This is a genomic window from Haloechinothrix salitolerans (assembly GCF_042662605.1).
GTDB classification, from domain to species: domain Bacteria; phylum Actinomycetota; class Actinomycetes; order Mycobacteriales; family Pseudonocardiaceae; genus Haloechinothrix_A; species Haloechinothrix_A salitolerans.
In genome coordinates this window covers 2078865-2102037 of record NZ_JBHSXX010000001.1, presented here as the reverse complement: position 1 = coordinate 2102037, position 23173 = coordinate 2078865, and the positions used below count along the sequence as shown (strand labels likewise).

The 23173-nt window shown below is 69.9% G+C and carries 20 protein-coding genes; 11 read left to right on the top strand and 9 right to left on the bottom strand.

Features of this window, described 5'->3' with window-relative positions:
• Positions 1–50: 50 nt before the first annotated feature.
• Both ACFQGD_RS09885 and ACFQGD_RS09880 read right to left on the bottom strand, forming a co-directional pair.
• A complete protein-coding gene (locus ACFQGD_RS09885) occupies positions 51–3026 on the bottom strand; it encodes an SMC family ATPase (RefSeq protein ID WP_345405383.1) in 2976 nt (991 codons plus the stop codon).
• Complete coding sequence (locus tag ACFQGD_RS09880; protein ID WP_345405380.1) at positions 3023–4168, bottom strand: exonuclease SbcCD subunit D; 1146 nt, start codon at positions 4166–4168, stop codon at positions 3023–3025. Before ACFQGD_RS09880 ends, ACFQGD_RS09885 begins: the two co-directional genes overlap by 4 nt.
• An 89-nt stretch (positions 4169–4257) precedes the next feature.
• Between ACFQGD_RS09880 and ACFQGD_RS09875 the strand changes: the two genes are divergently transcribed.
• Entirely contained in the window at positions 4258–5175 is a 918-nt protein-coding gene (locus tag ACFQGD_RS09875) for a DNA recombination protein RmuC (protein WP_345405377.1), read from the top strand.
• Between the two features lie 18 nt (positions 5176–5193).
• Entirely contained in the window at positions 5194–6465 is a 1272-nt protein-coding gene (locus ACFQGD_RS09870; RefSeq protein WP_345405374.1) for a DUF6542 domain-containing protein, read from the top strand.
• A gap of 203 nt (positions 6466–6668) precedes the next feature.
• On the opposite strand, the gene ACFQGD_RS09865 is transcribed toward ACFQGD_RS09870, so the two are convergent.
• A complete protein-coding gene (locus ACFQGD_RS09865) occupies positions 6669–7643 on the bottom strand; it encodes a 4-hydroxy-3-methylbut-2-enyl diphosphate reductase (protein ID WP_345405371.1) in 975 nt (324 codons plus the stop codon).
• A 205-nt stretch (positions 7644–7848) separates the two neighbouring features.
• On the opposite strand from ACFQGD_RS09865, the gene ACFQGD_RS09860 reads away from it, so the two are divergent.
• From ACFQGD_RS09860 to glpX, 4 genes are all read left to right on the top strand, one after another.
• Positions 7849–8526, top strand: coding sequence for a lipid droplet-associated protein (locus ACFQGD_RS09860; protein WP_345405369.1), 678 nt, complete (start codon positions 7849–7851; stop codon positions 8524–8526).
• A complete protein-coding gene (xseA, locus tag ACFQGD_RS09855) occupies positions 8523–9776 on the top strand; it encodes an exodeoxyribonuclease VII large subunit (RefSeq protein ID WP_345405366.1) in 1254 nt (417 codons plus the stop codon). Before ACFQGD_RS09860 ends, xseA begins: the two co-directional genes overlap by 4 nt.
• A gap of 82 nt (positions 9777–9858) precedes the next feature.
• On the top strand, positions 9859–10164 hold the full coding sequence (locus tag ACFQGD_RS09850) for an exodeoxyribonuclease VII small subunit (protein WP_345405363.1): 306 nt from the start codon (positions 9859–9861) through the stop codon (positions 10162–10164).
• Between the two features lie 9 nt (positions 10165–10173).
• The gene (gene glpX, locus ACFQGD_RS09845) at positions 10174–11214 is read left to right on the top strand and encodes a class II fructose-bisphosphatase (RefSeq protein WP_345405360.1); all 1041 of its coding nucleotides are present in this window, start codon (positions 10174–10176) and stop codon (positions 11212–11214) included.
• 15 nt (positions 11215–11229) lie between these two features.
• Here glpX and ACFQGD_RS09840 read toward each other — a convergent pair whose 3' ends face one another.
• Positions 11230–12249 carry an NAD(P)/FAD-dependent oxidoreductase gene (locus ACFQGD_RS09840; protein WP_345405357.1) on the bottom strand — a complete coding sequence of 340 codons (1020 nt, stop codon included), beginning with the start codon at positions 12247–12249 and terminating at the stop codon, positions 11230–11232.
• Between the two features lie 61 nt (positions 12250–12310).
• Here ACFQGD_RS09840 and ACFQGD_RS09835 point away from each other — a divergent pair, with 61 nt between their 5' ends.
• The 3 genes from ACFQGD_RS09835 (at position 12311) to guaB1 (ending at position 16985) form a co-directional block, all read left to right on the top strand.
• The gene (locus tag ACFQGD_RS09835) at positions 12311–13705 is read left to right on the top strand and encodes a class II fumarate hydratase (protein WP_345405354.1); all 1395 of its coding nucleotides are present in this window, start codon (positions 12311–12313) and stop codon (positions 13703–13705) included.
• A gap of 284 nt (positions 13706–13989) precedes the next feature.
• Positions 13990–15498: an ATP-dependent DNA ligase gene (locus tag ACFQGD_RS09830; protein ID WP_345405351.1), complete on the top strand. Its 1509-nt coding sequence runs from the start codon at positions 13990–13992 to the stop codon at positions 15496–15498.
• A gap of 47 nt (positions 15499–15545) precedes the next feature.
• Positions 15546–16985, top strand: coding sequence for a GMP reductase (guaB1, locus tag ACFQGD_RS09825; protein ID WP_345405348.1), 1440 nt, complete (start codon positions 15546–15548; stop codon positions 16983–16985).
• Positions 16986–17023: 38 nt separating this feature from the next.
• Here guaB1 and ACFQGD_RS09820 read toward each other — a convergent pair whose 3' ends face one another.
• Positions 17024–18316, bottom strand: a complete 1293-nt coding sequence (locus ACFQGD_RS09820) for a PhoH family protein (RefSeq protein WP_345405646.1) — start codon at positions 18314–18316, stop codon at positions 17024–17026.
• Between the two features lie 438 nt (positions 18317–18754).
• Positions 18755–19531, bottom strand: coding sequence for an isoprenyl transferase (locus ACFQGD_RS09815; protein WP_345405345.1), 777 nt, complete (start codon positions 19529–19531; stop codon positions 18755–18757).
• An 86-nt stretch (positions 19532–19617) separates the two neighbouring features.
• Here ACFQGD_RS09815 and trhA point away from each other — a divergent pair, with 86 nt between their 5' ends.
• Together trhA and ACFQGD_RS09805 are read left to right on the top strand one after the other, a co-directional pair.
• Positions 19618–20313 (top strand): PAQR family membrane homeostasis protein TrhA, encoded by a 696-nt coding sequence (trhA, locus tag ACFQGD_RS09810; RefSeq protein ID WP_345405342.1) that lies wholly within the window; start codon positions 19618–19620, stop codon positions 20311–20313.
• Between the two features lie 63 nt (positions 20314–20376).
• The gene (locus tag ACFQGD_RS09805) at positions 20377–20811 is read left to right on the top strand and encodes an SRPBCC family protein (protein ID WP_345405339.1); all 435 of its coding nucleotides are present in this window, start codon (positions 20377–20379) and stop codon (positions 20809–20811) included.
• Positions 20812–20820: 9 nt separating this feature from the next.
• Here the strand turns inward: ACFQGD_RS09805 and ACFQGD_RS09800 are convergent, their stop codons facing one another.
• The 3 genes from ACFQGD_RS09800 to ACFQGD_RS09790 all read right to left on the bottom strand — a co-directional run bounded on the left by ACFQGD_RS09800 (position 20821) and on the right by ACFQGD_RS09790 (position 23089).
• On the bottom strand, positions 20821–22056 hold the full coding sequence (locus ACFQGD_RS09800; protein ID WP_345405336.1) for an RNA polymerase sigma factor: 1236 nt from the start codon (positions 22054–22056) through the stop codon (positions 20821–20823).
• Positions 22057–22067: 11 nt separating this feature from the next.
• Positions 22068–22415 (bottom strand): YciI family protein, encoded by a 348-nt coding sequence (locus tag ACFQGD_RS09795; protein WP_345405333.1) that lies wholly within the window; start codon positions 22413–22415, stop codon positions 22068–22070.
• 113 nt (positions 22416–22528) lie between these two features.
• On the bottom strand, positions 22529–23089 hold the full coding sequence (locus ACFQGD_RS09790) for a hypothetical protein (RefSeq protein WP_345405643.1): 561 nt from the start codon (positions 23087–23089) through the stop codon (positions 22529–22531).
• Positions 23090–23173 lie beyond the last annotated feature (84 nt).

Here is a 23173-nt window from a genome sequence, read left to right as displayed (position 1 = left end):
CGACGCCCGCGACTAGCCGCAAAGGAGCACGATCCGACGGCTGGGCGACGTCACCCAGCCAGCAGCTCCAGCGTCGAGCCGCTGCGCGCCTTCCGCACCCGCAGCCGGGTCGGGATCCGCTGCCGTAGCTCCTCGACGTGCGAGACCAGTCCGACGACGCGGCCGCCCGCCCGAAGTCCGTCGAGCGTGTTCATCACGACGTCCAGCGTCTCGGCGTCGAGCGTGCCGAACCCCTCGTCGATGAACAGTGTGTCGAGCTGCGCACCGCCGGTCTCAGCGGCGACGACGTCCGCCAGCCCCAACGCCAGCGACAACGACGCCAGGAACGACTCGCCGCCGGACAATGTCTTGGCGGACCGCACCGCACCGGAGTAGTCGTCCAAGACGTCGAGCCCGAGCCCGCCTCTCGTGCCACGCGCGCCCGCCGCGTCCGAGTGCACGAACGAGTACCGACCCTGGCTCATCACCTTCAACCGCGCGGTCGCGGCGACCGCGACCTCCTCCAGCCGCGCGGCGAGCACGAACGAGTGCAGCGACATCCGCCGCGCGTTCTGCCCCCGGCCGTTGACGACGTCGGTGAGCGCGTCCAGCTCCGCGAACTCCGCCTCAGCGGGCGCCAGCTCGGCGGCCAACGCGGACAGCTTCTCCCGCAATCGCGCGAGCTGCGTGGCCCGCTCGGCGGCGGCGCGCTGCGCGACCAGCGCGGCGTCGGCCCGCTCCCGTGCCGCCGTGGCCGCCTGCTGCGCGTCCTCGACGTCGACCTCGGTGTCCGGCGCGATGTCCGCCAGTTCCGGTTCGGCCAGGACAGCCCGCGCCGCCTGTTCCTCGACGGCGGCGTCGTTGATCCGCCGCTCCAACGCCTCGATTTCGACGGGCTCGCGCGCGGCGGCGAGCGCGTCCTCGCGCGTCGCGAAGCCCGCCGCCGTCACCTCGTCCGCCACCCGGTCTTGTTGCTCGGCGAGCCGTTGGCGAGCGGAGACGAGTTCGGCGCGCGCGGACGCCAGTGCGTCGTAGGCGGCGGCGAGCTCCTGGAGTGCGCTACGGCGTTCGGCCACGCTGGCGTACTCGCCGCGCGCGGCGTCAAGCCGGGCGGCGCGTTGTTCGATGGTCGCGGCGAGCCCTTCTCGCTCCGCGACGGCGGTGGCGGCGGCGCGGTCGGCCGCTGCGTGTTCCTCGTCCAGCCGCCGCGCGGTGTCCTCCAGCGAGCGCAGCTCCTGCTCGATGGTCTCCCGTTGCGCGGCCTTGTCCTCGAACGCGGTGACCTCGTCGCGCGCGGCGGCAAGCTCCTCGGCCAGCACGTCGGCGTCGCGGTCGCCCACTACCTCGACCAGCCGGGCCACCGCCGCGTCCGCCTCGTGCCGCGCGGACATCGCCTGCTCACGTTCGGCGTGGGCGCGCTGCTCCGACTGCTCGGCTTCCTGCTCATCGGCCTCACTGACACCGACCGCAGCGGCGGCGGGCGCGGGATGCTCAACCGACCCGCAGACCGGGCACGCCGCACCGTCCGTCAGCTCGCCAGCCAGTTCGGCCGCCATGCCGGACAGCCGCTGTTCCCGGAGCTGCTGGCGACGTTCCCGCGCGGTCTGGTGGACGTCAATGGCATCGCTGAGCCGTTGTGCCGCCGCCCGCGCGGCCTCGTGGGCTCGCGGGAGTTCCCGGGCGGCATCGAGGGCGGTGGCCACGGCGTCACGGTGGGCGCGGGCGGTGTCGAGACGTGCTGCGGCGTCGCTAGCGGCGGCGAGCCGTTCGCGGCAGTCGGTGAGCCGTGTCGGCAGCTCCCGCCTACGTTCGGCGAGCTGGCGTGCGCGTTCCGCCTGTTGCTCGGCCGTCGTGTCGAGCTGCCGCAATCGCTGCTCGTCCTCGCGCTGCCGCTCGGCCTCGACGAGCGCTTCGGAAAGCGCACCCGCCTTCTCCCGCAGCTCACTGGCCCGCTCTCGCAGCTCGGGCTCGGTTCCGTCGGATGGGTGGTCGCCGAGGTTGGCGACGGCGGTGTGCTCAGCGGCGACTGCCTTGTCGACGGCGGCGGCGAGCTGGTCGGCGTTGTGCTGCGCGGTCAGCACGGCGGTGGCGCGTTTGGCCTGCGACAGTTCCTCTCGCGTGCGGTCAAGCGTAGGCGCCTTGTCCGCGAGCAGTCGCAGCTTCTCGTGCGCCGCCGCGACCCGCCGCACCCGTTCCTGCCGCGTCTTGCGCTCCGCGAGGACGTCGTCAGCGCGGGCACTGGCCAGCCGCGCGTCCTCCGCGGCGGTCTCGGCGCGCTGCCGCTCGACGTCAGCCACTGAGCGCCGCTCCTCGGCCCACTCCAACAGTTCGTCAGTCGCGCCCGGCCCGGTCCGCTCCTCTGGTAGCTCCACGCCCGCCGCCTGCGCGAACCGCGCCGCCACCTCACGCAACCGGTCCCGGCGCACCTCCAGCTCGGCTCGACGTTGCTTGCGGCGGTTCATCAGCCAGTGTTGCGCCACCTCGAACCGGTGGGTGTCGAACAGCCGCTCAAGCAGCCGCTCTCGGTCGGCGGTATCGGCGCGCAGGAACCGCGCGAACTCACCCTGTGGCAGCAGCACCACCTGGAAGAACTGCTCAGCCGTCATCCCAACGAGGCGTTGCACCGTCCGAGCGACCTCGTCAATCCGGGTGATCGGCTCGCTTGACTCGCCATCAGGCGCGCCGTCGAGCCAGGTCAGCGACGCCTTCGCTTGCTGCTTGGTGGTGCCGTCTCCTCGACGCTTGGGTCGCTCGTACTCCGGGCTACGCACGATGCGCAACCGGCAGGACTGCACCGTCAGCTCCAACGACACCTCCGTCGGGGTGTCCGCCGCGGCCAGGTCACTGCGCAGGCGCTTCACGTCGCCGCGCGCGCCGGGCACGGTGCCGAACAACCCAAAGGCGATCGCGTCGAGCAACGCCGTCTTGCCCGCACCGGTCTCGCCATGCAGCAGGAACAGGCCGTCCGCGCCGAGCTCATCGAAGTCGACATCTTCTCGCCCCGCGTACGGACCGAACGCGCTCACCTCGAGCCGGTGCAGCCTCATTCCGCACCCACCTCTTCGCGCGCCGCCGCCGCGAGCGCCCGGTCAACGACGGTGCGTTCGCTCGCGCTCAGCTCGCTGCCCCGGCACGCGGTGAAGAAATTGTCCGTGATCTCGGCGTCACTGCGTCCGCGCACCGCGTCCTGGTAGCGCAACGCGTCGCCCTTGCCCTCTGGCGGAACCCACTCCAGGTGCACCGCGTACGGGAAGCGCTCACGCAGCGCGCGCATCCCATCGATCGGCCGCACCGGATCGGTCAGCGTGACGGAGAGATAGCACTCGACCAGGTGGTCGTACGCCGGGGCGGACAGCAGGTCGTCCAACCGCCCGGACACCGTCGCCAATGGACGAGGCACTGGCAGCTCTCGTCGGGTGACGTCGGCGAGGCCATCGGCGTCCAGGTCGACCAGCCACACCGATTTCCGGTGCGACGCCTCGGAGAACGAGTACGCCAGCGGACTGCCGCAGTAGCGCAACCGCTCACTCAGCGTCTGCGGCCCATGCAGGTGTCCGAGCGCGACGTAGTCCGGGCCGTCGAACACCGCCGCGCCGACCTGCTCCACCCCGCCCACGCCAATCGGTCGTTCGGAATCCGACCCGGCACCGCCGGTCACGAAGCCGTGCGCGAGCACAACCGACCGCGCGTCGCGGGTGGCACGGTCGGCGTTGATGCGGCGCATCGCCTCGCCAAGCACCCCGGCGTGGCCGCGCTCGGTGATCCCCATGCTGTGCCGCGCGGGATCGGGCTCCAGGTACGGAATGCCGTAGAACGCGACGCTGCCGTGATCATCATCCAACAGCACCGGCTCGGCGAGCCCGTCGATCGTGGTGCGCAGGTACAGCCCCTCGCCCGACGTGAACTCCCCGAACGCCCCGAGCCGCACCGCGGAGTCGTGGTTGCCCGGCGTGACGACAAGGCGCGCCCCCGCGTCCCTGATGCGTCGGAACGCCCTGCCCGCCACGCGGACCGCCTCCGCCGAGGGCACCGCCCGGTCGTAGACGTCGCCAGCGACCAGTACGACGTCGACACCGTCCTCGGCGACGATGTCCGCGATCGCACCGAGCACGACGTCCTGGTCGGCGAGCAGATCGACGCCGTGGAACGTGCGGCCGATGTGCCAGTCGGAGGTGTGCAGCACCCGCATGCGCCCAACCCTAGGGCGGCACACCGACAGGCCCGTGGCGACGCGCCGCCCGCGCCGTTCTGTCGGCGGTATCTGGCACGCTGCGTGACATGACCGCAACCGTGATCGCGACCGCCGCCGTCGCCATGGCGCTGTTGCTCGCCGCGGGGCTCGCGGTGCTGTGGCGGCTCTATACCGACAGCATGCGCCGGGCGGACGCGTCCGCCCGGCTGCTCGCCGAGGAACGCGCACGGCTGGATGAGCAGCAGAGCGCGCTACGCCGCTACGAGGTCGCGTTCTCGTCCATCCGGGGCAGAGGTGAGCTTGGCGAGCAGGTCCTCGTCGGGACAGCGCGCGCGCTCGGTCTGCGCGAAGGGCTGCACTTCACGCTGCAAACCGATCTCGCGGGTGGCGGCGCGGCCAAACCGGACCTGGTGCTGCACGTCGGCGGCGGCAAAACGGTGCCGGTGGACGCCAAGGCCAGCATGGCGGTGTGGGCCGAGGCGGTCGAAACCGACGATCCCGCTGAGCGGGCCGACGCGCTGCGGGTACACGTTCGCAACCTGCGCGCACGAGCGCAGGAACTGGCGAGCAAGGGTTACCAGCGGTGGGCCGACGCGATCTACGGCACGGTGATGTTCGTGCCTTCGGATGCCGCCGTGGTCGCTGCCATCGACACCGAACCCGAGCTGTTGCGCTGGCTGCTGGACCGCAGGGTGTTCCTCTGTGGACCGACCGGCTTCGCCATCGTGGCGTCGGCCGCGCTGTTCGCGGCCAGCGAGCGCACGTTCGCCGACGACATGGAGCGGGTGCGCGCGCAGGCACGCGGGGCACACCGCGCGGCGTCGAATGCCGTCGACGCGGTGAACCTGTCCAGCACTCACCTGCAGCGCTTCCTGTCGGCCCGACGTCGAGAACTAGACGCGCTGGAGACCTTCCGAACCGCCATCGAGCCGGTCTCCGAAGCCGCGGCGAGTGCGTCGGAACTGGCGGAAATTAGGAGAGGCGATGAGATCGCCACCTCCTAGCGGCTAACGTGGTGACCCGTGGCCAGCATCAGCGATCGCGGGGACGACCTCGCGGATGAGATCGAGCCGGCGCCGTGGAACGAGCGCCCGATCATTGGGACGTCCCAGGGGTTGCCCTGGTGGCAGGCGGTCCTGCTCGCCTTCGGTCTCGCCGTGTTCGCCGCCGTCGTCGACCACCAGTTCAACGACAAGCTCACGGTTCTGTTCCAAGGTGGCTATTTCGTCGCCTGCCTCGCGGCGGTGGGCTGGGTCCAGCGCGACAGTCTGTTCGCACCGATGGTGCAGCCGCCCCTGATCCTGGCGACCATCGTGCCGGGTGTCGTACTGGTCAGCTCCGCGGAGGAGGTCGATGGCACCGGGCTGAAGGACATCCTGCTCGGCTACGGCCTCCCCGTGATCAACGGCTTCCCGACCATGGCGATCACCACCGGAGTCACGCTCGCCGCGGGAATCGCTCGGATGTTCCTGCAGCGCGCGCCCTCCCGCGGTGAGGACACCGACGACGCGGACGATGTCCCACCGCGCGGTCGCCCGCGCACAGAGCGCTCCACCTCGGGCCCGCCCGCCGCGGGAGCGCCACGGGGGCGTCGGGCCCTTCCGGACGAGGACGACCCGGACGACGTGCCGACCAAGCGCCCCCTGCTGGACAAGCTACGCAGGTCCACACGCGAACCTGAGCCGGATACCGAGCGACCACCGCGCGACAAGGAACCGCCCGAGCGACCACCGCGTGGCAGGGAGCCTGCCCAACGGCCACCACGCGGCAGGGAGCCGGTCGAGCCTCCGCCCGGACGACGAGGCGAGCGACCGGTCGAACCACCACCACGGCGGGGCTCGCCAGCCGCGGGTGGCGCGCCTGGTCCCGGCGGTCGCCCTGGGCCGCGTGGTGCGCCTAACCCGAAGGAACCCCGCCCCGGCGCCGCCCCTCCCGGGAGGAATCCGTCCGGGCCGCCGCAACGCTCGCCGCGCACCCCACCGGAACGACGTCCGGACGGACCGCCCGGGGGACCGCCGCCCGGCAGGCGCCGCACCCCAAACGAGCCTCCCCGCAGGCCGCCGCGCGGTGAGGGTGCCGAGCCACCGCCGCGCAGGGGCCCGCCGAAGCCACCGCCCGGGGGGCCGCCGCCCGGAGGTCCACCGCCAAGCGGCAGGCCGCCCGGGGCCGGGGCGCCACCAGAGGGACAACCGCCCCGACGCAGGCCAGCGCCACCACTGGACGATCAGCCGCGTCCGCCGCGCAGGCAACCGCCACCGCCCCGACGTCGTCCATGGGACGACGACCAGGACTGAGCGACTGCGCGCGGACGAAGTTGATCGCGTCTACTCGCGCTGTTGCGAGATCGCTCTCGAGCGCCTCACCCTGCGCAAGTTGATCAACCTTGCTCCTTGAGTGACGAAAAATACCCGACAAAACGGACAAAATTTGGTCACCCGGGGAGCAAGGTTGATCAACTTCTCAGCGGGCCGGATGCGCAGCCAGGCACCGCCGCCCCTCAGCGCACGCTGGACCGCTCGCGGGCGTCCCGGATCTCGCGCGGCAGCGCGAACGCGATCTTCTCGTTCGCCGTGGTGACTTCCTCGACGTCGGACCAGCCACGCTCGGACAGCCACTCCAGCAGCTCCATGACCAGCACGTCCGGTACCGAGGCACCGGAGGTGACGCCGACGGTGCTCACGCCGTCGAGCCAGGACTCGTCCACCTCACGGGCGTAGTCAACCAGGTACGCGTTCGTCGCTCCCGCCTGCAGCGCGACCTCGACCAGTCGCTTGGAGTTGGAGGAGTTCTTCGAGCCGACGACGATCACCAGGTCACACTCGGGCGCCATCTCCTTGACGGCGATCTGCCGGTTCGACGTCGCGTAACAGATGTCGTCGCTCGGCGGGTCAGCCAAGTTCGGGAACCGCTCCTTGAGCTGGTCGACGCGCTCCATCGTCTCGTCGACGCTGAGCGTGGTCTGCGACAGCCACACGACCTTCTCGGGGTCACGGACCCGCACCCGCTCGACGTCCTCCGCGGTGTCGACGAGTTGCACGCGGTCCGGCGCCTCACCAGAGGTGCCCTCAACCTCCTCGTGGCCTTCGTGGCCAATGAGGAGGATGTCGTAGTCCTCACGGTCGAAGCGGTTGACCTCCTTATGAACCTTCGTCACCAGCGGGCAGGTGGCGTCGATGGTGCGCAGGTTGCGTTCCTCGGCCTCGGCGTGCACGGCGGGCGAGACACCGTGCGCGGAGAACACCACCATCGCGCCCTCCGGAACCTCGGAGGTCTCCTCGACGAAGATCACGCCGCGTTCGCGCAGCGTGTCCACGACGTGGCGGTTGTGCACGATCTCCTTGCGCACGTAGATCGGCGGGCCATACTTCTCGAGCGCCTTCTCGACGGTGACCACCGCCCGGTCGACGCCCGCACAGTAGCCGCGCGGTTTGGCGAGCAGCACTCGCTTGGTTGTGGCCTCGCTCGCAGTCATCGTTGTCCCATCGCGTGTCGGATGCTCGCTCGACGCCATCAAGGGTACGGGGTATGCGAGAGTGTTCGGGGTCACGCCTGAGGACTGCTTGCAGGTCCGAAGCATCAGAACCTGAGGACTGCTCGCGGGTCCGAAGCATCAGGCGCCGGCCATACGTGGCCAGCCTCGGTTGGGCGGTGACCGCCGAGTGAGGGAGACTAAAGCCATGAAGCCACTTCCCCTGCCCATTCGCCTCGCGGCGGGCATCGCCGTGAGCGCCAAGGAACGCGCACAAGACCTGCCGAAGCAGCTCAGCGGCCTGCCGGTGACGGTGGCGAGCCAGGTGCTGCAGTTGTCGATGCGGGTGCAGCAGCAGGTCACCGAGCTGGCGATCAAGGGCGAGGCCGCGCTCTCCGGGCTACAGCCCGTCGAGGAGACGCCGAGCTGGGCCACCTTCGACGAGGACGTCGATGAGCGCGAGGAGCTGTATCCGACCGGGTTCGATGAGCCGGACGTAGCCGTCCCACCACCGCGCGGCCAGCTCAACGGACGCCTTCCCGGCGCGTCGCTGCGGTCGAGCCGGTTCGACACGGCGGACGAGCCGGAGCAGGAGGCCGACCCGTGGTCGCGGGAGGCGGACGCGCTCGCCGTGCGAGAAGCGGAGACCGAGCGGGATGAAGCGGGCGAGCAGGTCAGCCCGCCGAGTTGGTTACCGGACTACGACGAGCTGAGCCTGCCCCAAGTCAGGGCACGGTTGCGCCGGTTCACCCGGGAGCAGCTGGTCGAGCTGCTCGCCTACGAGCGCGCGACGGCGAACCGGCCGTCGTTCACCGGGATGCTGGAGCGCCGGATCGACACCGTCAGCAAGCAGGCTGGTGAGGACGGAGCCGGTCCGACCTCGTGACGACTGAGTCCCCCGCCACCAGCACCGGCCAGCAGAAGCCAACCGCCGAGTCGCCGTGGCCGGTCCGCACGGTCGCCCGCAAGATCGCCGACTGGATTCACCGCCTCGGCGCGGTCTGGGTGGAAGGTCAGGTCACCCAGATCTCGGCGCGGCAAGGCACCCGCACCGCGTTCGTGACGCTGCGCGACCCGTCCGCCGACATCTCCATGACGGTCACCTGCCCGACGCGCCTGCTCAGCGATCTGGAGCAGCCGCTGTCAGACGGCGCACACATCGTCGTCCACGCGCGGCCGAACTTCTACGTCGGCAGGGGCACAATCAGCCTGCGGGCCAGCGAGATCCGGCCCGTCGGCGTCGGTGAGCTGCTGGCGCGCATCGAACGGCTCCGCAAGCTGCTGGCGGCGGAGGGACTGTTCGCACCGGAACGCAAGCGTCCGCTGCCGTTCCTACCGAGGGGCGTCGGGCTGATCACCGGGCGCGCGTCGGCCGCCGAACACGACGTCCTCGCCAACGCGCACGCCCGCTGGCCCGCCGTCCAGTTCACGGTGATCAACACCGCCGTGCAGGGCGCATCGGCCGTGCCGCAGATCATGAAGGCGCTGCGCAAGCTGGACGCCGACCCCGACGTCGACGTCATCGTGCTCGCTCGCGGCGGCGGCAGCGTGGAGGATCTGCTCCCGTTCTCCGACGAGACGCTGTGCCGCGCGGTCGCCGCGGCGGGCACGCCGGTCGTCAGTGCCATCGGGCACGAGCCGGACTCCCCGCTGCTCGATCACGTGGCCGACCTGCGGTGTTCCACGCCGACGGACGCCAGCAAGCGAATCGTGCCGGACGTCGCCGTCGAGACGGCGCGCATCGACGAGCTACGGGACCGAGCCCGACGCGCGTTGCGTGGCTGGGTCGACCGGGAGCGCGCGCTGCTGAACCAGCTGTGCAGCCGTCCGGTGCTGGCGGACCCGAAACGGCCGCTTGAGCGGGACTCCGAGCAGGTGTGGCTCCACGTGGAGCGGGCGCGGCGCGCGGCGTTGACGGTGCTGAACGCGGAGCAGGCGATGGTGTCCGAGGCGCGAGCGAAGCTAACGACGCTAGGACCATCCGCCACATTGGATCGGGGCTACGCGGTGGTGCAGTTCCGGCGCGATGACGGCTCGCTGGGCGTGCTGCGGTCGGTGTCCGACGCCCCCGCTGGCACCGGCCTGCGCATTCGAGTGGGTGACGGCGCGATCCATGCCACGGTCGACGACGACTGACGCGGTAGCCTGCCCCGGAGATGACTGGGCGGCACGGCCGTGCCACGAGCGACACGACGAGAAGGCGAGGCAGGGCTGATCCGTGAGCGCTGACGACACCGACACGACCGAGGCCAACGAGACGAGCGCTGCCTCCGACCTTGACGGCCTCGGCTACGAGCAGGCGCGCGATCAGCTGATCGAGGTGGTCCGCAGGCTGGAAGCGGGCGGGCTCTCACTTGAGGACTCGCTGGCGCTGTGGGAGCAGGGCGAGACGTTGGCCAAGGTGTGCGAGCGACACCTTGAGGGCGCGCGGAAGCGCATCGACGACAAGCTCGCCAGCGTAGAAGACACCGCGAACGGCACCGCGCCCGAGGACGTCGAGGGCGGCGCTGGGGCCGCCGGGTAGCATCGGAGCATGCGCACCCACACCAAAGAGGCCCCTGACCGCAACCTCGCCATGGAGCTGGTGCGGGTGACCGAGGCGGCCGCGATGGCGGCGGGCCGTTGGGTCGGCAAGGGCGACAAGAACTCCGGCGATGGCGCGGCGGTCGACGCGATGCGCCAGCTCATCAGCACCGTGTCGATGCATGGCGTCGTCGTGATCGGCGAGGGCGAGAAGGACGAAGCGCCCATGCTCTACAACGGTGAGGAGGTCGGCAACGGCGACGGCCCGCACTGCGACGTCGCGGTCGACCCCATCGACGGCACCACGCTGATGAGCAAGGGCATGCCGAACGCGCTCGCGGTGCTGGCGGTGGCCGAGCGGGGCGCGATGTTCGACCCGTCCGCGGTGTTCTACATGGAGAAGATCGCGGTCGGCCCTGAGGCGGCCGATGTCGTGGACATCTCCGCTCCGGTCGCGGAGAACATCCGCCGGGTCGCCAAGGCGCGGCACTCCGACGTCTCCGACGTCACGGTGTGCATTCTGGACCGGCCTCGACACGAGAAGCTCGTCTCCGAGGTCCGCGAGGCGGGCGCGCGCATCCGGTTCATCTCCGACGGCGACGTCGCCGGCGCGATCGCCGCGGCCCGTCCCACCACGGGTGTCGACATGCTGCTCGGTATCGGCGGCACGCCGGAAGGCATCATCGCGGCGGCGGCCATGAAGTGCCTCGGCGGCACGCTGCAGGGCAAGCTGTGGCCGAAGGACGACGCCGAGCGCGAGCGTGCGCGCGACGCGGGCCACGACCCGGACCAGGTGCTGACAACGGACGACCTGGTGCGCGGCGACAACGTCTTCTTCTGCGCCACCGGCGTCACCGATGGCGACCTGCTGCGCGGTGTGCACTACCGCGCGGGCGGCGCGACGACGCAGTCCATCGTGATGCGCTCGAAGTCCGGCACCGTGCGGATGATCGACGGCTACCACCGGCTGACCAAGCTGCGTTCCTACGCCTCGGTGGACTTCGACGGCTCGCCCGAGACCGGCGAGCGCGCGGTACCGCCGCTGCCCTGATCACAAGCGGCGCCCTCATTCCATGTTGCTGGAGTGTCCAGGGAAGAGGTGCGCGTCGGGGTTGAGCAGGACCGCGATGTTGTTGATCGCGGTGGCTGCCTCGCCGAACCCGGTGGAGATCAGCTTGACCTTGCCGGGGTAGCCCGCGACGTCACCTGCCGCGTAGATACGGTCGCGCGTGGTCGCCATGGTGGTGTCGACGGTGATCTGCCGGTGGTCGACGTGGAATCCCCACGACTCGATTGGCCCGAGATCGGCGGTGAAGCCGAGCGCGGCCACCACGGTCTGTGCGGGTAGCACCTCCCGGTCACCCTGTTTGGTGGTGACCTCGACCTCGGCGAGCTTGCCGTCGCCACGCAACGCCGTCACCTCGGCGTCGGTCATCATGCGCACGCCGAGGTCGCTGGCCTGCCGCACGATGGCCTGCGCCGCGCGGAACCGCGCCCTGCGGTGCACCAGCGTCACGCTTGCCGCGATCGGGTGCAAGGCGATCACCCAGTCGAATGCCGAGTCACCGCCACCGACGACCACGACGTCTTGGCCGCGGTGCTTGTCCAGCTGCGGTACGAAGTGAACGAGGCCGTTGCCGAGCCATTCGTTACCGGCAGGCAGTGGGCGCGGCGTGAACTCACCGATGCCCGCCGTGATCAGCATGGCGCCCGCGTGGACATCGGGACCATCTTCGATACCGACGACGAGTTTGTCGTCGCGTTCGTCGAGTGTGGTGGCCTTGCAGCCGAGCAGATAGATCGGATCGGCTTGTTTGGCCTGCTCCACCAACGCCGAGACGAGGTCGCGGCCAAGCACCGCGGGAAATCCGGCGACGTCGAAAATCTGCTTCTCGGGATACATCGCGGTGATCTGCCCGCCCGACTCGGGTAGCGAATCCACGATCGCGACCGACAACCCACGAAACCCCGCGTAGTACGCGGCGTAGAGGCCCGTCGGCCCGGCCCCCACGATGACGACATCCACGCTGATGTTCTCGCTCGGCGAGCCGGTGTCCGATGGTTCGGGCCTGCCAGCAGTCCTCATGTCCGCCAGGCTATCCCTCCCGCGCTGGTGTGTCTCGGAACTCCGGGCCAGACTCGGTGACATGACTGGCGAGGAATTCCGCATAGAACACGACACCATGGGCGAGGTCCGCGTTCCCGCCGACGCGCTGTACCGGGCGCAGACGCAGCGTGCCGTGGACAACTTCCCGATCTCCGGACGCGGGTTGGAGCGCACCCAGATTCGCGCACTTGGCCTGCTCAAAGCGGCGTGCGCGCGGGTCAACGCGCGGCTCGGCGTGCTGGACGGCGACGTCGCGGCTGCCATCGCGTCCGCCGCCGATGAGGTGGCCGCTGGGGAGCACGATGCGCACTTCCCCATCGACGTCTTCCAGACGGGATCAGGCACCTCATCGAACATGAACGCCAACGAGGTCATCGCGACCCTGGCGTCCCGCGCGCTCGGCACCGACGTCCATCCCAACGATCAGGTGAATGCCTCGCAGTCGTCCAACGACACCTTCCCGACGACGATCCGGGTCGCCGCGACGGAAGCTGTGCTCACGGATGTGATCCCTGCTCTGGAACACCTGGCTTCGGTCATCGAGTCGCGGGCTGCCGAGTGGGCCGACCTGGTGAAGTCCGGGCGCACGCACCTGATGGACGCGGTGCCAGTGACGTTCGGACAGGAGGCGGGCGCGTGGGCGGCGCAGGTGCGGTTCGGCATCGAACGGCTCCAGTCATGCTTGCCCCGGCTGGGTGAACTCCCCATTGGAGGAACCGCCGTCGGCTCGGGTCTGAACGCGCCGCCGGGTTTCGGTGACGCGGTTTCCGCTGAGCTGGCGTCGGTGACCGGCCTGCCACTGACCGAGGCGCGCAACCACTTCGAGGCGCAGGCCAGCCAGGACGGTGTCGTCGAAGCGTCCGGGCAGCTCCGCGCGGTCGCGGTCGCGCTGAACAAGATCGCCAACGACGTCCGGTGGCTCGGCTCCGGCCCGCGCACCGGGCTCGGCGAGCTGACGCTGCCTGACCTGCAGCCGGGGTCGTCGATCATGCCGGGCAAGGTAAACCCGGTGATCTGCGAGGCGACGTTGCAGGTCGTGGCGCAGGTGATCGGCAACGACGCGGCGGTGGCGTTCGCGGGGTCACAGGGCAACTTCCAGCTCAACGTGAACCTGCCGGTGATCGCGCGGAACGTTCTCGAGTCCGCGCGGCTACTCGCGGCGGTGTCGCGGCTACTGGCGGACAAGGTGTTCGCGGGGCTGACGGTCAACGCCGAACGCGCCCGCACGCTGGCGGAAGGTTCGCCGTCGATCGTGACGCCCCTGAACCGCTTCATCGGCTACGAGGAAGCGGCGGCCGTGGCCAAGCAGGCGCTCGCGGAGGGCCGCAGCATCCGGGAGGTTGTGATCGACCGGGGTCACGTCGCGGACGGCAAGCTCACCGAGGCCGAACTCGACAATGCGCTGGACCTTCTCCGCATGGCCCGCGGCACCTGACCCCTCCCGCCGTGTCCGACACTCTCGCACGCGTGTCTGACGCTCTCGCACGCGTGTTGGGCACTCGCGCGCGCCGAGTCCCTCGTTCCCGACCCTGTGTTCCCCGGTCTCGACCTTGTGTTTCGACTTCGGCGTGCCTCGCACGTTGCCGGAGTGCCAAGTACAACGGCGTGAGTGCCTAATACGGCGGCGAGAGTGTCGAACACGCGTGCAGGAGTGCAGGACACGACCCCACCGAACGTCGGACACGGCGGGTTGTCGGTGGGGCGCGGCATCATGGGCGCATGTTGCTTGCGGACGTCGTCGCGGCCTCAGGACGGCTGGCGGCCACGCGCTCGCGGAAGGCGAAGATCGCGGTGCTGGCCGAGGTGCTGCGCGCCGCTGAGCGGGGCGAGCGGGCTGTCGCCGTCGCGTTCCTCACCGGACAGCCGCTGCAGGGCAGGCTCGGCACCGGCTGGCGCACCCTGGCCGAGTTGGACGTCGAGCCCGCGCCGGAACCGACCCTAACGCTGTCCGACGTCGACACGGCGCTCAGCGAGCTGGCCGCGACCACCGGCAGCGGCTCGGCCGCGAAACGCACCGCCGTCCTCACCACCCTGCTCAGCAAAGCCACCGAGTCAGAACACCGGTTCCTCTTCCAGCTCATCACCGGCGAGCTGCGGCAGGGCGCGTTGGAAGGCGTCATGGTGGACGGCATCGCGGCGGCGGCCGAGGTCGACGGCGACGCCGTGCGACGCGCGTTCATGCTCTCCGGCAGGTTGCCCGCCACGGCGGAGGCCGCGATGACCGGTGGTGCGGCAGCGCTCGCGGAGTTCCGCCTCGAACTGGGCAGGCCAATCCGCCCGATGCTCGCCTCCCCTGCCGAGTCGCTGACCGACGCGCTCGCGCAATTGGGCAACGTCGTCGTGGAATACAAGATGGACGGCGCACGCATCCAGGTGCATCGCGACGGCGACGACGTCCGCGTGTGGACCCGCACGTTGCGCGACATCACCCAGCACGTCGCGGAGCTGGTCGACGTCGTGCGGGCGATGCCGTGCCGGTCGGTCGTGCTGGACGGCGAAACGCTGGCGCTCACCGACGACGGCAGGCCCAGGCCGTTCCAAGAGACCCAGGCGCGGTTCGGTGCGACGCGAGAGGAGCAGGTGCACGCGCTGCTGCTGCGGCCGTACTTCTTCGACTGCCTGCATCTCGACGGCGACGACCTGCTGGACGAACCGCTCCGACACCGCCGCGAGGCCCTGCGCCAGGTGGCGGGCGAGCACATCATCCCGGGCGCGATCAATCCGGACGAACCCGAGCGGCTGCTCAACGACGCCCTCGACGCGGGTCACGAAGGCGTTATGGCCAAGGATCTGGACACGTCGTACGCGGCGGGGAGGCGCGGCAGTGCGTGGCTGAAGGTGAAGCCGGTGCACACGATTGACCTGATCGTGCTCGGCGCGGAGTGGGGCCACGGCAGACGCACCGGGACGTTGTCGAACTTGCACCTCGGCGCGCGCGACCCTGACGGCGGTGAGCCGATCATGGTCGGCAAGACGTTCAAGGGCCTCACCGACGAGCTGCTGGCGTGGCAGACCGAGCAGTTCCAGCGCATCGAGACCCGGCGCACGGCGTCGACGGTGTTCATCAGGCCGGAGCTGGTCGTGGAGATCGAACTGGACGGCGTGCAGACGTCGACCCGCTACCCCGGCGGCGTCGCGCTGCGATTCGCGCGGGTGCTGCGCTACCGTCCGGACAAGGACCCGGCGGACGCGGACACGATCGACGCCGTCCGCGCCCTGCTGCGGTAGGTGACTCCCCGTGCGGGCCGCCACCCGAACGACGTAGCGTAGTCAGCGTGCAGTTCTTGAACGGACAAACACCCACGCATGACCTGACCTACGACGAGGTGTTCCTCGTGCCGTCCGCGTCGGGGGTGGAGTCGCGTTTCGACGTCGACCTCGCCACCGTGGACGGCACCGGCGGGACGATCCCGATCGTCGTGGCGAACATGACCGCGGTGGCGGGCAAGCGCATGGCCGAGACGGTCGCCCGCAGGGGCGGGCTGGTCATGCTGCCGCAGGACGTCGACCCGAGCGCGGTCGCCGACATCGTGAGCTGGGTCAAGCACCGCGACACCCGCTGGGACACGCCACTGGTGCTCACGGAGAACGATGCGGTGGTCGACGCGGTCAACCTGGCGGGCAAGCGCGCGCACGGCGCGGTCGTCATCGCCGACGCCGAGGGGCGTCCGACCGGCATCGTCCGCGACGAAGCCTGCCAGGGCGTCGACCGGTTCACCCGGCTGGCCGACGTCGCGGAGCCGCCACCAGTGGTGGTGCCGCTGGACACGCCGCCGCGCGAGGTGTTCGACCAGCTCCACGCGCACGGCAGTCCACTCGCTATCGGAGTGGACGCCGACGGCCGCATGGCGGGCGTACTCACGCCCGTCGCCGCCCTGCGCACGGAGCTGTACACCCCGGCGGTGGACGCCAACGGCGCGCTGCGGATCGGCGCGACCACCGGCGTCAACGGCGATGTCGCGGGCAAGGCGCGAGCGCTGCTCGACGCGGGCATCGACGTCCTCGTCGTCGACACCGCGCATGGGCACCAGGAGAAGATGCTCGCGGCGCTCAAGGCCGTCCGGTCGGTCGAGCCACGCGTGCCGGTCGTGGCGGGCAACGTCGTGACCGCGCAGGGCGCGCGGGATCTGATCAACGCGGGCGCCGACGTCGTCAAGGTCGGTGTCGGGCCGGGCGCGATGTGCACCACGCGGATGCAGACCGGCGTCGGCAGGCCGCAGTTCTCCGCCGTGGCCGAGTGCGTAGACGCCGCCCGTGAGCTAGGCGCTCACGTATGGGCGGACGGCGGAGTGCGCCACCCGCGTGACGTCGCGCTGGCGCTGGCCGCAGGGGCTTCGGCGGTGATGGTCGGCTCCTGGTTCGCTGGCACCTACGAGTCACCCGGCGACCTGCACTACGACGAACACGGCAAGCCGTACAAGGAGTCGTTCGGCATGGCGTCCAAGCGCGCGGTGAGCGCACGGACGCGCACCGAGTCGGCGTTCGACCGGGCCCGCAAGGCGCTGTTCGAGGAGGGCATCTCGACGTCCCGGATGGCGCTGGACCCGGTGCGGCCAAGTGTGGAGGACCTGCTGGACGCCATCTGTTCCGGCGTGCGCTCGGCCTGCACCTACGCGGGCGCACGCTCACTGCCGGAGTTCCACGAGCGCGCGGTCGTTGGCGTGCAGTCCCTGGCGGGCTTCGCCGAGGGCCGTCCGCTCCCGACCGGTTGGTGAGGCACGGGGCGTGCGCCGGGACGCACGCCCCGCCCCGCCTAGCCGTGGTCCTCAAGCAGCTCCGTCACCAGCGCCGCGATCGGCGAACGCTCCGACCGCGTCAACGTCAGGTGCGCGAACAACGGGTTGCCCTTGAGCTTCTCGATCACCGCCGAGACGCCGTCGTGGCGTCCCACCCGCAGGTTGTCCCGCTGCGCGACGTCGTGGGTGAGCACCACACGGGACGCCGTACCCAGCCGGGACAGCACCGTGAGCAGCACGTTGCGCTCCAGCGACTGCGCCTCGTCAACGATCACGAACGAGTCGTGCAGCGAACGGCCCCTGATGTGGGTCAGCGGCAGCACCTCGAGCATGCCCCTGTCGAAGACCTCGTCCAACACCTCCTGGCTCACCAGCGCGCCGAGGACGTCGAACACCGCCTGTGACCAGGGCTGCATCTTGTCGTTCTCGCTGCCGGGCAGGTAACCGAGCTCCTGCCCGCCGACGGCGTAGACCGGTCGGAACACCACGACCTTGCGGTGCTGGCGGCGTTCCAGCACCGACTCCAGTCCGGCGCACAGCGCCAGCGCTGACTTACCGGTTCCGGCGCGTCCACCAAGCGACACGATGCCGACATCGGGGTCGAGCAGCAGGTCCAGCGCGATCCGCTGCTCGGCCGACCTGCCGTGCAAGCCGAACGCCTCCCGGTCGCCGCGCACCAGTTGCACGCGCTTGTCGGCGTTGACCCGACCCAACGCGCTCGACGTCCCGGCGAGCAGCCGCAGCCCGGTGTGGCACGGCCATTCCGCGACGTCCGACCTGCCGAAATCAGCCGGGTCGAAGCTGCCACCGGCGAACAGCGCGTCGATCGCTTCCTGCGGGACGTCGACGTCGCCCATTCCGGTCCAGCCAGACGAGACGACTTCCTGCGCCCGGTACTCGTCGGCGGTGAGCCCGACGGCGCCCGCCTTGACCCGCAGTGGAATGTCCTTGGTGACCAGCGTGACGTCGCCGTGCTCTGCGCTGAGGTTCAGCGCGCAGGCCAGAATGCGGTGATCGTTGCTGTCGGCGCGGAACCCGGCTGGCAACACAGCCGGGTCGGAGTGGTTCAGCTCGACCTGGAGCGTGCCACCAGATTCACCGATGGACACCGGCTGGTCGAGGCGGCCGTGAGTGATCCGCAGGTCGTCGAGTAAGCGAAGCGCTTCCCGCGCGAACCACCCCAACTCCGGGTGGTGACGCTTGCCTTCCAACTCACCTATCACCACGAGCGGCAGCACGACGGCGTGCTCGGCGAACCGGGTGATGGCCCACGGGTCGGACAGCAACACGGACGTGTCAAGCACGAAGATCTTGTCCGAAGCCGATGTGGGGGGTGAGTCGGACGGGGCCTGGGATCCTGCGGTACCACTACCAGGGCGGCCGGTGGTCTTGCGGGACGCACGCTGCTCAGTCACGGCTTCTCCCTTGGGGCGCGGCACCACGCCCCTATGTCGCGTTGGCCGGGCACCGCCCTTTGGTGGTTCGACGCCTGACACCCAGGTCAGGCGCTATCCCCACAAGGGCCGGGTGCCGGCCCCCGCTTCAGTCTCGTGAGCGGGATCTCCGCTCCACCAACGTCAGCCATGACCAGGGCCTCCCGGGACGGTCCGGTACTCAGATCGAGCCGTCACTTCGGAAGTTACCGAAAACACGCGTGATCGCCCAGGCTGCCACACAGGTGATTCGGTGAATTGCAACCTAACCGTCGGTTGCCAGTGACCTACCGAAAGTAGCTATCAGCGCTGTGCTCAGGACCCGAACCGGCGTTGCCGCCACGCGAAGTCACGCAACGCACGCAAAAAATCCACCCGACGGAAGGCAGGCCAATACGTATCGGTGAAGTAGAACTCCGAGTGCGCCGACTGCCACAGCAGGAACCCGGAAAGCCGCTGCTCCCCCGACGTCCTGATGATCAGATCAGGATCTGGCTGGCCGGAGGTGTAAAGGTGCTCGGAGATGTGGTCGACGTCGAGGATCTTGGCGAGCTCGGTGATCGTGGTGCCCTCGCTGGCGTGGTGCTGCAGCAGCCTGCGGACGGCGTTGGCGATCTCCTGCCTGCCGCCGTAGCCGACGGCGACGTTGACCTCCATGCCGTCACGTCCAGCCGTGCGCGCCGCGGCCTCGGAGAGCCGGGTGGCGATCTTCTCCGGCAGCGTGTCCAGCGCGCCCACGATGCGCAGCCGCCAGTGCTCGTTGGGGTCGGCGAGCTCGTCGACGACGTCGGCGATGATCTCCAGCAGCGGGCCGACCTCGTCCGGGTCACGGTTCAGATTGTCGGTGGAGAGCAGGAACAGCGTGACGACTTCGACGTCGGCTTCCTCACACCAGCTCAGCAGCTGCTCGATCTTGCGCGCGCCGACGAGGTGGCCCTGGCTGACATCCGTGAACCCGGCCTCGCGCGCCCATCTGCGGTTACCGTCGAGCAGGACCGCGATGTGACGCGGCGTCCTGCCTTGGCGTTGTTGGATCAGCCGACGCCCGTAGGCGCCGTACACGATGTTCGACAGGTACGAACGAAGACTCACAGCGGCAGCCTACGCAATCTGGCGATGGGACGTGACGCCCACTACCAGCCGCTGAATACGGCCGCGGTGTCACGTAATCTGGCGCTGTGAGTGCCGCGACGGAATCCGAGTCGTCCGTTCTCGACCACCTCGAAGCCGCCGCGCAGCGTCCCCGGCTGCGCGGGCACATTCACTTCTGGTCGTTCCTCACCACGCTCGTCGCTGGCGCGACGCTGATCTCGCTCGCCGCGTCGACGGTGTCCGGGCTCGCCGCGCTGGCGACGTCGATCTACGTCGCGACAGTGCTCGGGATGTTCGGAGTGAGCGCCCTCTACCACCGTCGGACTTGGAGAAGCCGCCGCGTCTACACCTGGATGAAGCGGCTCGACCACTCGATGATCTTCGTGTTCATCGCGGGCACGTACACGCCGTTCACGCTGCTGGCGATGTCGCCGACGACGGGGTGGATCGTGTTCGGCGTCGTCTGGGGCGGCGCGGTCGCCGGGGTGACGCTGAAGCTGTTCTGGCCCACCGCGCCGCGCTGGCTCGGCGTACCGATCTACATCGCCCTCGGCTGGGTCGCGGTGTTCGTCCTGCCAGAGTTGCTGGACAACGCCGGGGTGACCGCGCTGGTGCTGCTGCTGGTCGGCGGGCTGCTGTACACCCTCGGCGGCATCTGCTACGCCGCGCACTGGCCCAAGCTGCGGCCCGACGTCTTCGGCTATCACGAGGTCTTCCACGCCTTCACCGCCGTCGCGGCGCTGTCGCACTACATCGCGATTTGGTTCGCCATGTATGCGTAGGTGCGTCGGGTGTGTCCCAACGACACCCTGCGCTCCCCAGCGCTCCGGCTTAGGATTCGCACCATGGACGTCAGGGCGCAGCGGGTCATTCCGGTCAAGCCGAGCGACGTCGCCGCCTACGCGATGGACTGGCGGCACGACCACGAGTGGACGCAGGGCATCACCAGCGCTGAGCTGACCACCGAGACAGCAGGCGGCGGCTTCGGCGTCGGCGCCGAGGTCACCCGCACCGCGTACTTCCTCCGTAAACGCATCGACTATGTCCTACGCGTCGAGGAACACGAACCGCCGCATCTGCTCGACATGCGGTCGGTACGCGGGCCGTTCCCGATGCACGTGACGTACCGGTTCGACGACCACCCGGACGGCACACTCGCGCAGATCAGGGTGCGCGGTGACGCGGGCGGCTTCTATCGGCTGGCGGGCCCACTGCTCGCGCCGATGGTGCGCGCGAACCTGCGCAAGGACCTCCGCGACCTGGAACGCGCGCTGACCTGACGCGCTCGGTCAGTCACTACCACGCAACGCCGACCGCCGCTCGTGCAGGAACGTCCGTTCCGCCGCGTTGCCGGTGCGCTCGATCGCCGCCGTGTAGGCCCGCAAGGCTTCCTCGTGCCTGCCGAGCCTGCGCAACAGGTCCGCCCGGATCGCGTGGAACAGGTAGTACCGGTCCAGGTTGAGCGCGTCGACCTCGATGAGCGCCTGCTCCGCGCCGTCCACCTCGGCCACGGCGACCGCGCGGTTCAGCGCGACGACCGGGTCGGGAGCCACCGCCATCAGCTGGTCGTATAGCCGCACGACCTGGCCCCAGTCGGTGTCGGACGTCGTGGCCGCGTCACTGTGGACGGCGTTGATCGCCGCCTGGATCTGGTACGGGCCAGGCTGGTTCCGCCGCAGGCATCGCCGCACGATGTCCTGCCCCTCGGCGATCAGCGCACGGTCCCAGCGCCCGCGGTCTTGCTCGGCCAGCGGGACGAGCTCCCCGTCCTCGTTCGTCCGTGCGGCGCGGCGCGACTCGACGAGCAGCATCAGCGCCAGCAGACCCCAGGCTTCCGGCTCGTCCGGCATCAGCTTGGCCAGCACCCTGCCGAGCCGGATGGCCTCCTGGCAGAGCTCACCGCGCGCCAGTTCGTCGCCCGAACTCGCCGTGTACCCCTCGTTGAAGATCAAGTACACGACGGCGAGCACCGCACGCAGCCGCTCGGGCAGGTCGGCCTCCCTCGGAATCCGATACGGAATCCGAGCGTCGCGGATCTTGCCTTTGGCCCGAACGATCCGCTGCGCCATGGTCGGCTCGGTCACGAGGAACGCACGGGCGATCTCGTCAGTGGTGAGCCCGCCGAGCAGCTTCAGTGTCAGCGCGACCTGCGCACCGCGAGCCAGCGACGGATGGCAACAGGTGAAAATGAGTCGCAGCCGCTCGTCACGCACAGGTCCCTCCTCCACCTGCTCGTCGTCCGCGTGGATCAGCGCGGCCTGGGCATGACGCTGATCGCGCGTGGCGTCACGCCGGATCCGGTCGATCCCGCGGTTGCGGGCGGTAGTGATGATCCAGCCCGCCGGACTTGGCGGCATCCCTTTCTCCGGCCACCGGCGCACCGCCTCGGCGAACGCGTCCTGGACCGCTTCCTCGGCGAGATCGATGTCGCCGAGGGCGCGGACCAGGACGGCCACCGAGCGGCCGTACTCCTCGCGGAAGACACGCTCGACGTCCGCGATAGAACATCTGTCGTGCTGTGTCACGCTGACGTCTACTAGCTCTCGTCGGCCAGCGGTCGCACCTCGACCGGAAGCGTGACCGCCTTGGCGAGCTTGCGGCCCCATTCGAGCGCCTCGTCCAAGTCCGATGCCTGGATCACGTTGAGACCGCCCAGGTGTTCCTTACCCTCGATGTAGGGGCCGTCGGTGGTCAGCACGTCGCCGTCCTTGGGGTGCAGGACGGTCGCGGTGCTCGGCGGGAAGAGCCCACCAGCGAACACCCAGGCTCCCGCCTCGTGCATCTCGGCGTTGACCGCGCGGACGTCCGCCATGATCGGCTCGAGAACCTCGGGCTCCGGCGCGGGACCGTCGGGTTGGTAGATGCTGAGCAAGTACTGCGGCATGGGAATCTCCTCCAGCGATTCGGGTGACGCCTCGTGGCGAGGCTTTGCACCCCCTACACGAACCACCCCACGCGTATTCGACACCATGCCGCGAGAAATTTCTGGGAGATTGGCTAGTCGTCCAGCTCGGGCCCCTTGGCGCGGAGGTCACTGACGGTGCGCATCGCCTCGCGAAGCTCGGCCAGCCAGGACTCGGTGTGCTCTCCGACCAGCCGTACGCACCAGGCGAGTGCGTCCGAACGGGACCTGGCGACACCGGCGTCGACCAGGGTGTCCAGCACTTGGCGCTCGGGTTGACGTAGCCGGGTCATGACCGGGGCGGAGTGGGTGGTGAATAGTTCCTCGGTGTCTCCGACCTTGGCACCCCAGGCGATCTTGCGCCGGTAGCGGTGCTCGGCCTGGCGAGCGATCTCGATCCTGACGTCCCGGGTGTCTTCGCGGAACCGCGCGATGCGGCCGGATTCCGCAGCGGCGCGCTCGGCGTCGTCCGCGAACCTCGCAGTGAGCGGAGGCAGTTCACCGACGACGAGGATTTCCTCCCGGTCCACGGTGACGCGCGGAGCCTCGGTGAACCACTCGTCGGGCAGGCGACCCGCGAACCACGCCGCCGCGTCGTCGGCGGGTGGCACATCGGCCTGCGCCCAGCCGCCCCTGCCCTTCCAGCCGCGTCCCATGTGTCCCTCCGCCGCGAAGTGTGCGTACATGGCTAGCTCCTAGTGGATTACACCATTACATCGTTACCAAGGCTACGCCAGCAG

Coding starts and splice junctions, on each gene's coding strand:
- ACFQGD_RS09885 (WP_345405383.1), bottom strand. CDS start 3,026: ATGAGGCTGCACCGGCTCGAGGTGAGCGCGTTCGGTCCGTACGCGGGG.
- ACFQGD_RS09880 (WP_345405380.1), bottom strand. CDS start 4,168: ATGCGGGTGCTGCACACCTCCGACTGGCACATCGGCCGCACGTTCCAC.
- ACFQGD_RS09875 (WP_345405377.1), top strand. CDS start 4,258: ATGACCGCAACCGTGATCGCGACCGCCGCCGTCGCCATGGCGCTGTTG.
- ACFQGD_RS09865 (WP_345405371.1), bottom strand. CDS start 7,643: ATGACTGCGAGCGAGGCCACAACCAAGCGAGTGCTGCTCGCCAAACCG.
- ACFQGD_RS09860 (WP_345405369.1), top strand. CDS start 7,849: ATGAAGCCACTTCCCCTGCCCATTCGCCTCGCGGCGGGCATCGCCGTG.
- glpX (WP_345405360.1), top strand. CDS start 10,174: ATGCGCACCCACACCAAAGAGGCCCCTGACCGCAACCTCGCCATGGAG.
- ACFQGD_RS09840 (WP_345405357.1), bottom strand. CDS start 12,249: ATGAGGACTGCTGGCAGGCCCGAACCATCGGACACCGGCTCGCCGAGC.
- ACFQGD_RS09835 (WP_345405354.1), top strand. CDS start 12,311: ATGACTGGCGAGGAATTCCGCATAGAACACGACACCATGGGCGAGGTC.
- ACFQGD_RS09830 (WP_345405351.1), top strand. CDS start 13,990: ATGTTGCTTGCGGACGTCGTCGCGGCCTCAGGACGGCTGGCGGCCACG.
- ACFQGD_RS09805 (WP_345405339.1), top strand. CDS start 20,377: ATGGACGTCAGGGCGCAGCGGGTCATTCCGGTCAAGCCGAGCGACGTC.
- ACFQGD_RS09795 (WP_345405333.1), bottom strand. CDS start 22,415: ATGCCGCAGTACTTGCTCAGCATCTACCAACCCGACGGTCCCGCGCCG.
- ACFQGD_RS09790 (WP_345405643.1), bottom strand. CDS start 23,089: ATGGGACGCGGCTGGAAGGGCAGGGGCGGCTGGGCGCAGGCCGATGTG.